Here is an 11,712-nt window from a genome sequence, read left to right as displayed (position 1 = left end):
TAAAGAACATGGAAACAAGTATAGATGATATTGGGCCGCAAAAAGTAAGCGACAGTTTTCGGGACAGGCATAGCAATGTAACCGATAAAGGCAAACGCAAATGGATCTACGCTTTAAAGCCTAAAGGTAAACTATACCAATACCGTAATTACCTTTCTTTTTTTTATCTCGGTTTGTTTTTCGCACTTCCCTTCATCAAAATAAGTGGTTTGCCCGCTATACAATTAAATTTCACAGAGGCGAAGTTCATTCTCTTTGGTAAAATTTTTTGGCCGGATGATTTCTTCATATTCGCAATAGCAATGATCGCATTTATAGTTTTCATTGCACTGTTTACGGTGATCTATGGCCGGGTGTTTTGCGGGTGGATCTGTCCGCAAACCGTTTTTATGGAATTTGTATTCCGGAAAATAGAATGGTGGATAGAAGGACCTCCCGGCCAACAGAAAAAGCTCAACGAAGGCCCATGGGGAAAAGAGAAATTTATTAAAAAAACGCTCAAACATTTTATCTTCCTGTTCATTTCTCTTTTAATTGCGCACACGTTTCTTTCGTACATACTGGGCGTGAAAGAAGTATTGAACCTGATCAAACATCCCATCTCAGAAAATGCCGGCTTATTCGCAGGTCTTCTCTTTTTTACGAGCCTCTTTTATTTTGTTTTTGCCTTTGTAAGAGATATTGTTTGTACTACTATTTGTCCTTACGGCCGGTTACAAAGTGTGCTCTTTGATAAAGACACTATGCAGGTATCTTATGACTATAACCGCGGTGAACCAAGAGGAAAGATCAAAAAAGGCATGGACCAGCAACTGGGCGATTGCATTGATTGTAAATTATGTGTAAACGTATGTCCTACTGGTATTGATATACGAAACGGTGTGCAAATGGAATGCGTGGGTTGTACCGCCTGCCTTGATGCCTGCAACGCTGTAATGGATAAAATCAACCGCCCTTTAGGATTGATACGTATGGCTTCAGAGAACCAGATCTCTCAAAAACAACCTTTTCGCATTAACGGGAGGATCAGGTTCTATTCAGCGCTGCTGCTGGTTTTAGTGGGCCTGATGTCGTTTTTGCTGTTATCAAGAAAGAGTATCGATACATCGATATCAAGAGTAAAAGGCCAGCTATACCAGGAAATAGGAAAAGATTCTCTCTCCAATTTGTTCCAGGCCAAAATCATCAATAAAACGCATAACGACGTGCAATATGAGTTGAGGGTTGAGGGAGATATTCCCGGCACCATTAAAATGATAGATACAAAGCATCATACTTTAAAAGCTGAAAGTTTAAGTAATGCAACATTTTTTATAGTGGTTCCGGTAAACAAGATAAAAGCGCGGTCGTCCAAAATCAGGATCAGCGTATATGGTGACGGGGAAAAGATACAGACCATCACTTCTACCTTCCTGGGACCTTTTATTTAATTTAAAAACTTAAAAAACATGAACTGGGGAAACAGGGTCATTATCATTCTGGTCGTATTCGTTGCAGGAATCATATCTATGGTTTACATATCCATGCGCCAAACCAACGAGGTAGTGGATGCCAATTATTATGAGCGGGAAATGAAATACCAGCAGGTTATCGATGGCAAGAAAAACCTCCTTTCGCTGGATGATTCTGTCAGCATCAAAAATGATGGTGGTGTTATAAAAATAGCACTTCCACCATCTACAGTAGCCAGGCTAGACTCGGGATCTATACAATTCATGAAGTTGTCTAATTCAAAAGATGACAAGTTCATACCTATGAGCGACAGCAAAGCTGATCTTTACCAGGTACCTCTCAGTTACATAGCCAGGGGTTTCTATAAGATACGTGTAGAGTGGAGCAATGATGGAAAACCTTACTACCACGAACAAAATTTCAATATACAGTAGTGACTGAAGCGATCATAATGGGTTTAACAATGGGACTCGCAGGTAGCCTGCATTGTATTGGCATGTGTGGCCCGTTGGCATTGGCGCTCCCACTTAACAGCGCCAAAAGCGTAAATCGCTTTTTTTCGGCCCTGGCCTACAACACCGGACGCACCATTACTTACTTTTCTATGGGCGCCATATTGGGCTGGACCGGATCCAGGCTGGCTGTAGTGGGCTATCAGCAACTGTTTTCCATAGCGGCTGGAATACTAATACTCGTGTTATTATTACTAGGCAAATACATACCTCACATCGGGTTGTTCCCTGCATTCCAGGCTCGTTTCAAAAAATATATAGCCAGATTTTTAACAAGAAAAAACACTATGCAGGGTCTATTTATTTTTGGATTGTTGAACGGGCTATTACCTTGCGGACTGGTTTATATGGCCACCGCCTCGGCGTTAATTATCGGGGGGCCTTTACAATCGGGAATCTTTATGGCCTCTTTCGGATTGGGTACTATCCCGTTAATGCTGGTTCTGATGATTACCGGTCATATGATTTCATTTTCACTCAGAACAGCTATGAAAAAAGCAGTGCCTTATTTTATTGGTTTCGTAGCTATTTTAATGATCCTGCGGGGGCTTAACCTGGGCATACCCTATGTAAGTCCGGCTTTCAGCGCGGCGCCAGTAGTTACAAGCCATTGTTCACCTTCTCACTAAAACCTGGTAATTCTTTAACACCACAAAGCCGCTCCCTGAAGAAGCGGCTTTGTGCCTGACAATGTTAAATCAATAATTATCTTTTTTCAAACGTATAAACAATATAAACAGTTTTACCTTCAAATTGTATCGGGCTTTGCGCAACGAAAGAATTCTCCGTAAAAGAAGTAACTTCTAATGAATACCCTTCCTGAACATGTTTAGAATCGCTTTTCTTCACCCCATCCATTTTTTTGAAGTTAAACGTAGTTGTGCCTCCATTTACACGTTGCGACCAAATGATTTGTCTTGCTCCGCCCGGGCAATCAGCGCCACCATTAATGGTATAAGAACCGTAGCCGTTATTAGGCAATACCCATTCGCTGCCTTCAAAACATTTTAAAGCGGCGTCATCAAAAGCGGTAACATTTACTTTTCCGTCAGCCCCCTGCAATCGCGCAGATGTGATGGTCCAGTTGCCTTTAAAATCCTTTCTTGGCGCTATCGGCGCATTCTTACTGGAAGAGCAGGATACAAGGAAAATAACGGTGGCTACTAGTAGGGCTGTAAGGTTTTTTGTAATAGTCATATAAATCATTTTAAACATAAAAATGCAATTGCGATGCCAAATTTAGTTTTTTGACGATATATAGAACGCAAGGGTTGTAAATATTATATATATTTTTTTCCTATCCCGATTAATTTCGGGTTAAACTGTCCTGTATCCTGTTGTTTTACAAACCCCTCACTCCTTTCCTCTATCCTGCTTCGGATTTGAGTAAAGCGGTTGCAATAAATAACAGGTGAAGGTTAGAGGCCTTAACATTTCTTTACAGCCAGCCAATTGGAAAATACTGGTACCTGAATCTAAGCATTTAAACTCTTCAGCTTATACCCGGCGGCAACCGCCCTGATCCGTTGCAAAACAGATGAAACATCACTTCGCCTTTCTGCAGATAAATTGCTGTGAAGACTTATTTCATTAGCAAAATATACATCGGAGTTGATAATTTCCTGGGGTGTTCTTCCCGAGAAAACCCTGATGTAAAGCGCCAGTATCCCCCTGATGATTTTACTATCGCTATCACCATAATAGTACACTTTTCCATCGAGGTATTCAGCGTCGAGCCAGATACGTGATTTGGTAAGCCTGATCAGCTTTTCGTTGGTTCTTTCAATAACATACAAAGCTGGTTTGGCACCCATGTCAGCAAAATGCCGGAGGTATTTGAACTTGCTTTTAACTTGGTCAATCATTAATTCAAACTCCTCTATAATTGTATCCTGTACTTTGTTTAAATCCATAATAAGAGCTTTAAAATGTTAACAGATAAATATATTTCTTTTAGTCGGGCCTGCTAGAAATCACCAATGTGGATGGTATATCCGAAAGCCAGGCGCTTTTTGATTCTATCAATGTTCTCCAGCTATTAATACTGATCAGCATCAGGTTACGCCCGCTGAAACTTTCGGGCCCTATAGCATCACTACTGTTCAAGGCGATATGATTCGGGGCTTTTTGCTCAATAAACCGGATACGCTCTCTTGCGGCATCGTTTACTTTTAAAATATTGGAGGTATCTGCTATAATTACCTGAGCCCCGGCATTATGAATCAATTTCTGGGCATAGTCGATCAGGAAAAGATCACCTTCTTCCAGGAGAGGTATAAATACCTGGTCAAAATCCGAAAACCCTTTATCTATCAAAATGCCCACAGGCACCTGCGATTTAGAAATGATCTGGCGGGTATGTTCGTCAAAAGGGGATGTCTCAAAAATATTTTCCTTTCCCGTAACGGTATTCAACAGCTTTTCAGGGTTGATGATCCGGGTTGTAAATCCTAATAACCGGCCTAACAGGCTTCCTTCATAAATCGACTCTTTGAGACTGATCAATAACAGGTCGTAGTTCCCTTTATTTGCAGCAACCGTAATTTCGTTATCCAGATCGGCAGACTCTTTGAAAACTGTTTCCAGTTGTCGGTTCATACTTGCAGACGCTTCTAATACAGGGCGAAAAACTTCCTTTTCATATTCTTCTACATCATGAAAATGTAATTTGTTAGTGGAAGAAAAATGCACGGCTGTCAGCGATGCATTACCGTTCATTTTATTGGTAAAAGCATTGGCCAATTTCAGCAGGCTTAGCCCCGTCTTAGGCTTATCGAAGGAGAGTAATATTTTGTACCTACTCATCTCTTTAAATTCATGCCCCGATGCCTGGGGCCTGGATCTAAACGCCCAATTAATCAAATCAAGGGCCGGGCCGGTCATAAAGGTGGTTATAAGGGCCATCAATACCATCATAGAGAAAACCTGTGGCGTTAGTACGCCCAGATCATATCCGATATTTAATACCACCAGCTCCATCAATCCCCGTGTATTCATGAGGGCGCCTATAGAAAGACTGTCCTTCCAGCTTTGACCAACAAATCTGGCTGCCAGTGCACTGCCCAGAAACTTACCGGCAACCGCTATAACAATGATCAATGCCGTCAGCCTCCATAATGCAGGATCACTCAACAAGCCTATCTGGGTTCTCAGGCCCGTAAAAACAAAGAATAATGGCAATAATATAATTAAGGCCACGTCCTCTATTTTTTCGATAAAGAGATTGCGAAATTTAATATTATCCGGCATAATGGCGCCAGCCATAAAAGCGCCGAACAATGCATGAATGCCTATCACTTCGGCTGCATAAGCAGATACGATGAGGGTCAGAAAAAATATGGTAACAATTGGTTTGGTCAATGTTTGTTTTGAGGTGTAAATATTGCCAATACGCAATAGAAAAGGGCGCACCACTTTAATCATTACGATTACATACACCAGCGCCAGTGCCATTATATAAAGAGAGCTGGTAAAAGACCCGGCTTTTACGATAGCAATAACGGCAGCCAGGATACACCAGGCCGTAATATCATCGGCGGCGGCACAGGTAATCACTATAGCTCCCAACCTGGTTTTAGTGATCCCCCGCTCCTGTACGATCCTTGCCAATACCGGAAATGCTGTAATGCTCATTGCGATTCCCATAAATAGCCCAAATGAAAGAAACTGTACGCCCCCGGGCGCAAAAGATTCATAGATGAAATAAGCCAGCCCTATACCTAAAGCAAAAGGTACTATAATACTGGCATGACTGATCACAACAGCATCGTGAGTCTGTTTTCTTAGCATCTTCAGGTCCAGCTCCATTCCCACAATAAACATAAACAGGATCAGTCCTATCTGGCTCAGGAATTGCAGGTTACCGAGCGATTGTTTAGGAAACAACATATTGGAAAACTCCGGAAGATACATTCCCAGCAGAGAAGGTCCCAATAAAATACCGGCGATCATCTCGCCCACAACAGTCGGCTGTCCTATTTTCCGGCAAATCCAGCCGAATAATTTTGCGGCGAGAATGATAGTAATGATCTGGGCCAGTAATAGCGCCAAGGGGTGTTGCAGGTTATGGGACACCGTATCCATAAATTCACCCCATTGCCCTTTAAAAGAACCGGGCTTAACGACCTGTCGACCGCCTTCCAGTTTTCCGCCCATCCTTACCATCCAATAAATAAGCAAAGAAAACCCACCAACGGTGAAAATATAAAAGATCGTATTTTTTAATTTGCCCATCTTAAAACAGAATGTGTTGTTTGAATTTCGTTTTTAACAAGAATCCAACTTCACTCATTTTACCTGGTTACGAAAGTGAGGCGTATCCGAAAATAAAAAAAGGAAAAGAGGAACTAAAATGCCAAATATGTAATGAAAAGGTGAAAAATTGTAACAAGTTTTAGAGGTTGACCCGTTGGATAAACTCTTTACGATAAGCATCGCTTAGCACCACTTTTAATAAAGCCCCTGAAGACATAGTAATCCTGGTTGTTATTTCATCAGACAAAAATGCCTGAACCGTCTTCAGGGCTATCATTTCCTTTTTGTTGACGCGCACAAAATCCTCTTTCGGCAGCAATTCCTGCAGCTTTTCGAAGGATATATTTTTAAGTGTTACCGAGCTCAGATCTGCCAGTAAAGCGGCCTTATCCCTGCTATCCACTTCGGCGGCTTTTATATAAAGCAACTGATCAAAATAGATCAATGCCTTTCCTCTATCGGTATTGAGTTGCACAAAACGCGCGCCCTGGTTTTTACTTTCCAGCCTGTGCTTTACCTTATCCACAGCCTGCTGCAGCCGCTCTTTTTTTACCGGCTTTCTTACATAGTCTACAGCATCCAGATCGAAGGCCTCTGCAGCGTATTCTTTATAAGCGGTTGTAAAAACAACCGGCTTCCCCTTCAACAGGGTAGCTACCTGTAAACCATTCATTTCAGGCATTTCAATATCCAGAATACAAAAATCAAAATCGAGCTTAGGCACTTCTTCTAAAAAATAAGAAGGACTATTAAACGCTTTCACCACTTCCAGGTCCTGCAATTGCTCACAAAGCATTTTCAGGTAGGTAAGACCGGGAATCTCATCATCTAGCAGTAAGCATTTGAGCTTTGTGTTCAAGGAGATTAATTTTTAAGTGTGCAATATAAACATCTCCTTCAATAAACTTTTCCAGCTTAAAATGATTCTTATAAATGATACGCAGGCGATTTTCAAGCGTCATCACACCAATACCCCCCTTTTCTTTTTCGATGGGCTTTTTGGAAGACATTTTGTTAGAAACAGTCAGGTAAAAATGATCGTCGCGAAATTCAAAAATAATGGAAATAAATGCATCGGGACTTTGCAGATCAGCGTGTTTAAAAGCATTCTCTATCAGGTCAATGGAAATTAAAGGTGCCAGTATTCTTTGTTTATAGAGGGGTTCCGATTCGTTGATCCTGGCTTTTACGTTCAGCTCAAACAACGGACTGATCTTTATCTTATTGATCTCTATCAGGCTCAATGCAAATTCTATCTCTTCTTTGGGTGTCACCAGTTTCTTGCGGCTTTCATACAAAATATAATCCAGCACGTTTCCCAGCTTATCAAGGGCGAAATAGGTCTGATACGCATGTGATTGTATCGAGTTGAGGATATTCTTAAACAAATGGGGATTAAGCCGGGACTCTAATGTCTCCAGCTGCAAAGAGTTCACCTGGCTTTCAACCTCCTGAAAACGAGCTTCGATATCATTTTTCTGTTTATCTGATTTGGTCAACTTTACCACCAGGTATACAATTATACCAAGAAGCAGGACAACAATGATTGCTGCAATCCACAAAATATAGGATGTCTGACTGTTCAACATTGAATTAAAGAACGTTGCAGCCAAAGTTATTTATTTTGCTGCTAACTGTGTCAGAAGCCGAAAATGATTATATCAGAAAGTATAGTTCATTTGCTGCCAAACGAAAAATATGTACTTACTTAGCAGGCATTACCACGCTTAACCGTTACTATTATGACTGATAAAAATATTAAAGGGTTAGCTACCGCCGCTATTCATGCATGCGGAAACTCCTTACCCGAGCATGCTCATGTAATGCCCATCTTTGCTACCTCATCCTTTACATTTGATAGTGCCGCACAAGGCATGGCGCGATTCTCGGGCGAAGAAAAGGGGTATACTTATTCAAGATTTGGTAATCCTACAACGCATACTGCTGCACAGCTGATTGCCGACCTGGAAGCATTTGGCGTAACCGACGAAAATGGCAATCCCATTCAAGCATGGGGCTTACTGACAGCTTCGGGGCAGGCAGCCATGTCTACCATGATCCTGGCGAATGTTGCAGCAGGCGACACTATTTTATGCAGTCAATCTTTATATGGAGGAACACAGGAATTTTTCAGCAGCGTATTACCCCGATTTGGCGTTACATGCATCTCACTGGACCTGGGCAATACAGAATTGCTGGAAGCAAGTTTGCTGCAGATACCTTCCGTTAAGCTGATACACCTTGAAACACCAGCCAATCCGGGTATGCAATGCATCGATATTATGGCCGTCAGCACATTGGCCAGGAAGTTTGGTGTACTGGTAACGGTAGATAATACTTTTGCAACACCTTATCTGCAACAGCCTTTTAAACTGGGTGCTGATCTTATTTTCCACTCCACTACCAAATTTTTAAACGGTCATGGAACGGCGATAGGTGGCGTTATTATCGGTAAAGATCAGCAAAGCTTTAAGAAGGTATACCCTACTTATAAACTACTGGGCGTAAATGCGAATCCTTTTGATGCATTTCTTCTATTACAAGGTGTAAAAACACTGGCCACCCGCATGGACAAGCACTGCAGCAATGCAGATGCAGTAGCACGATTCCTACTGCAACATCCGGCGGTTTCAAAAGTAAATTATAACGGACTGGAAACACATCCCGATTATCAACTGTCCCAATCTCAAATGCGACACGCCGGAGCGGTTTTGAGCTTTGAATTAAGAGGAGGATTTGAAGGCGCAGTACGTTTCATTGACCGGCTTCAGATTTTTGTAAGAGCCGTATCGTTGGGTACAACGGACAGCCTTATATCCCATCCGGCCTCGATGTCGCATGCTGGAGTAGCCCAGGAACAGAGAATAAAGGCCGGTATTACAGACGGGCTCATCAGGGCAAGCATAGGATTGGAAGACATAGCGGACCTGATCGCTGATCTGGAGCAGGCCCTTAACTAAACAGGCTGTGCTCCTTTTCACCTATGCACAAAGTAACAAAACACTGATCATCCCTTATCCTTCCCTTTGGGCTTGGTTTTATCACCTGGCTTAGCTGCCGGTTTCCCTCTCCCCGATTTTAACAGCGCCTCATGCAGCAAATATTCTATTTGCCCGTTAACACTTCTGAATTCATCAGCAGCCCATTTTTCAAGCGCCTGAAAAGTGTCGGGATTAATCCTTAATATAAAGCTCTTCTTATCGTTCAAAACATCGATTCTAGTGATGCAGGGTTCCTGCGTTTAAAATAGGTTGAGCAGCTTTTTCGCCGCACAGCACTACCATTAAATTACTTACCATCGCAGCTTTACGCTCATCATCTAACTCAACAATATTTTCTGCAGATAGTTTTTTCAATGCCAGATCAACCATACCCACAGCGCCTTCAACAATTTTTGTGCGGGCAGCTACAATAGCGGTTGCCTGCTGGCGTTGTAACATGGCACCGGCAATTTCCGAAGCATATGCCAGGTGACTGATACGGGCCTCCTGCACAATAATACCAGCCCGCGCCAGCCGGTCGGTCAGCTCCTGCTCCAGTATCTGGTTTACTTTTTCTCCGCTTTCTCTTAGTGTGATACCTGCATGTTCATCTTCAAGATTATCATAAGGAAAGCTAACCGCCAGGTGCCTGATAGCTGCTTCACTTTGAGCATTTACATAATCTACATAATTAGCCACATCATAAGCGGCTCTATAGGTATCTCCCACCTGCCATACCACTACCGCCCCAATCTCAATAGGGTTACCCATTTTATCGTTTACTTTTAAAGTTTGTCCCTGCATATTCTGAGATCGCAAGCTTAATTTATGTGTACCATATAAGGGGTTAATAAAAAACAGTCCGTTTTCTTTAACAGATCCTACATATTTACCAAAAAAAGTAAGCACTCTTGAATGGTTGGGTTGTATGATCATCAGCCCTTTAATAAAAAATATGAACACCAAAACACATAGAATGCCCAATATAATGTTAGTGCCAGCCGGCTCCGGTCGCGTGAAGAAAAAAACACCTAACCCTAAAACAGCAAGGGAAATGATCAACGCTAAAAAGCCAGACATTGGTTTTACGATTTTTTCCATATAAATTATTTGATATTAAAATGATATCATAAAGATATAAAAAATCATTCTTTGTTCCTAATAATTTTCTGATGGACCGAAGCAGGAAAACAAGAATAGCCGCCAGCCATGACGAATTATTTTTTACTAGTGGGTATCAACAGGTTAAACCAGGTATAAGGTGAATTAATAAAGCACTTTATATTTTCGGTACGACTTTGGATATCCTGTACAACAAATGGCCTTTTAAAAAACCACCTATGATTACAGAAATAAAAAACATATCAAACAACATTGTAGCATTTAAAGCGTACGGAACTATTCATGGAAATGATTTTGAAACCACGCTTGTTCCTGCTATTCAACAGTATAAAAGAAGCCACAAGGATCTTAATTATATGCTGGTGCTGGAACATGATCTTAGCAGTTTTTCTATTACCTGGTGGATTAAAAGCCTGTGGCTGGCTGTAAGGGATTGGAGCACCTGGAAGCGTTGTGCAATCATTAGCAACCTCGAAGGGCTGAAGAACTTTACCAATGAAACCTGCAATGATATACCCGGCGAGTTGCGCATCTACCCTCATGAACAAATGGATGACGCCATACGATGGCTGCACACAAGTGACCCATCATTACAATAAACATTGCAACCTTACATATAAAGATCATCTAAAAAGTCCGGCAGATCGCCGGACTTACTTTAAGGTTAACATGATCGGTCTTTATAGATCAACCTCTTATATCTCCCCAGGGAGGGTTCCTCCTATATCTTTCACCATTATTTTTATGCTTTTTTGCTATACCTGAGAATTACTATCGCCGATTCACACCAATATAATAGGACCAAACCCATGCCAAAGCACTATTACTAATGTTAACTAATAATTTACTCAATGACTTTTTACAATCAAAATGTTATAATTAACAGTCCTTTTTCAGCTCCATCAATTAAATATGTAATTCTTACATTATATTTATGCAAGCTTTTTGTCTTAAAACTAAATTGCAGACTATGATGCGATCAAAACTTGGAAAGGGCCTGGCACTAACATTTTCTATCTTTCTTGTAACTATTTTCCTGTGCTACAGGGCCGGCTTATTTCCCGATCTTATAAATCCCAACGCAGCTTTGCAAACCAGTCCGAATGGAAGCAGCATTCGGTCTAATACTATTGCAAGGCCCTCAAAGCCTAAAGACACTTTACCTGGTCGAAGGATGTTTTCGTCTTCCAAATCGATCATCCTGGCCGACCCTAAACAACCGCCACCCGTCGACGTATGGAAACACAAATTAAAACCTAAAGCATTGCTGACAGAAGAACAGATAATGAGCAGTTCTAAATCGGCCATCATTATTAAACCAACAGCGAAACCCAGATACACTAACCAGGACTACAAGAAGAATACGGATACATCAATATTTAAATAACAGA

The 11,712-nt window shown here is 41.5% G+C and carries 13 protein-coding genes; 6 read left to right on the top strand and 7 right to left on the bottom strand.

The annotated features are described in order from the left end of the window. Nucleotides 1–8: 8 nt before the first annotated feature. Genes ccoG through ACLOAU_RS12635 form a run of 3 tightly spaced genes read left to right on the top strand, consistent with a single transcriptional unit; the run spans nucleotide 9 to nucleotide 2,593 of the window. Nucleotides 9–1,430 (top strand): cytochrome c oxidase accessory protein CcoG, encoded by a 1,422-nt coding sequence (gene ccoG / locus ACLOAU_RS12645; RefSeq protein ID WP_427862236.1) that lies wholly within the window; start codon nucleotides 9–11, stop codon nucleotides 1,428–1,430. Between the two features lie 18 nt (nucleotides 1,431–1,448). Beyond that, on the top strand, nucleotides 1,449–1,886 hold the full coding sequence (locus ACLOAU_RS12640; RefSeq protein WP_427862235.1) for a FixH family protein: 438 nt from the start codon (nucleotides 1,449–1,451) through the stop codon (nucleotides 1,884–1,886). Beyond that, nucleotides 1,886–2,593 carry a sulfite exporter TauE/SafE family protein gene (locus tag ACLOAU_RS12635; protein ID WP_427862234.1) on the top strand — a complete coding sequence of 236 codons (708 nt, stop codon included), beginning with the start codon at nucleotides 1,886–1,888 and terminating at the stop codon, nucleotides 2,591–2,593. The genes ACLOAU_RS12640 and ACLOAU_RS12635 overlap by 1 nt, the downstream gene beginning before the upstream one ends. Nucleotides 2,594–2,669: 76 nt before the next feature. Here the strand turns inward: ACLOAU_RS12635 and ACLOAU_RS12630 are convergent, their stop codons facing one another. The 5 genes from ACLOAU_RS12630 to ACLOAU_RS12610 form a co-directional block, all read right to left on the bottom strand. Next, complete coding sequence (locus ACLOAU_RS12630; protein WP_427862233.1) at nucleotides 2,670–3,161, bottom strand: hypothetical protein; 492 nt, start codon at nucleotides 3,159–3,161, stop codon at nucleotides 2,670–2,672. Nucleotides 3,162–3,439: 278 nt separating this feature from the next. After that, nucleotides 3,440–3,877, bottom strand: coding sequence for a SufE family protein (locus tag ACLOAU_RS12625; protein ID WP_427862232.1), 438 nt, complete (start codon nucleotides 3,875–3,877; stop codon nucleotides 3,440–3,442). A gap of 40 nt (nucleotides 3,878–3,917) precedes the next feature. After that, entirely contained in the window at nucleotides 3,918–6,197 is a 2,280-nt protein-coding gene (locus ACLOAU_RS12620; RefSeq protein ID WP_427862231.1) for a cation:proton antiporter, read from the bottom strand. A gap of 160 nt (nucleotides 6,198–6,357) precedes the next feature. Beyond that, on the bottom strand, nucleotides 6,358–7,077 hold the full coding sequence (locus ACLOAU_RS12615) for a LytR/AlgR family response regulator transcription factor (RefSeq protein ID WP_427862230.1): 720 nt from the start codon (nucleotides 7,075–7,077) through the stop codon (nucleotides 6,358–6,360). Then, complete coding sequence (locus tag ACLOAU_RS12610) at nucleotides 7,043–7,807, bottom strand: sensor histidine kinase (RefSeq protein ID WP_427862229.1); 765 nt, start codon at nucleotides 7,805–7,807, stop codon at nucleotides 7,043–7,045. The genes ACLOAU_RS12615 and ACLOAU_RS12610 overlap by 35 nt, the downstream gene beginning before the upstream one ends. 153 nt (nucleotides 7,808–7,960) lie before the next feature. Between ACLOAU_RS12610 and ACLOAU_RS12605 the strand changes: the two genes are divergently transcribed. Beyond that, on the top strand, nucleotides 7,961–9,178 hold the full coding sequence (locus tag ACLOAU_RS12605) for a trans-sulfuration enzyme family protein (protein ID WP_427862228.1): 1,218 nt from the start codon (nucleotides 7,961–7,963) through the stop codon (nucleotides 9,176–9,178). Between the two features lie 47 nt (nucleotides 9,179–9,225). Here ACLOAU_RS12605 and ACLOAU_RS12600 read toward each other — a convergent pair whose 3' ends face one another. Both ACLOAU_RS12600 and ACLOAU_RS12595 read right to left on the bottom strand, forming a co-directional pair. Further along, complete coding sequence (locus tag ACLOAU_RS12600; protein ID WP_427862227.1) at nucleotides 9,226–9,426, bottom strand: type II toxin-antitoxin system antitoxin; 201 nt, start codon at nucleotides 9,424–9,426, stop codon at nucleotides 9,226–9,228. 10 nt (nucleotides 9,427–9,436) lie between these two features. After that, a complete protein-coding gene (locus ACLOAU_RS12595) occupies nucleotides 9,437–10,300 on the bottom strand; it encodes an SPFH domain-containing protein (RefSeq protein ID WP_427862226.1) in 864 nt (287 codons plus the stop codon). A 239-nt stretch (nucleotides 10,301–10,539) separates the two neighbouring features. Between ACLOAU_RS12595 and ACLOAU_RS12590 the strand changes: the two genes are divergently transcribed. Then, nucleotides 10,540–10,920, top strand: a complete 381-nt coding sequence (locus ACLOAU_RS12590; protein WP_427862225.1) for a SpoIIAA family protein — start codon at nucleotides 10,540–10,542, stop codon at nucleotides 10,918–10,920. 371 nt (nucleotides 10,921–11,291) lie between these two features. Further along, nucleotides 11,292–11,708 (top strand): hypothetical protein, encoded by a 417-nt coding sequence (locus ACLOAU_RS12585; protein WP_427862224.1) that lies wholly within the window; start codon nucleotides 11,292–11,294, stop codon nucleotides 11,706–11,708. Nucleotides 11,709–11,712 lie beyond the last annotated feature (4 nt).

This window comes from Paraniabella aurantiaca (genome assembly GCF_050309965.1).
Lineage (GTDB): Bacteria > Bacteroidota > Bacteroidia > Chitinophagales > Chitinophagaceae > Niabella.
The sequence above is the reverse complement of the archived record's forward strand: the minus strand, read 5'-3'. Positions and strand labels throughout refer to the sequence as shown.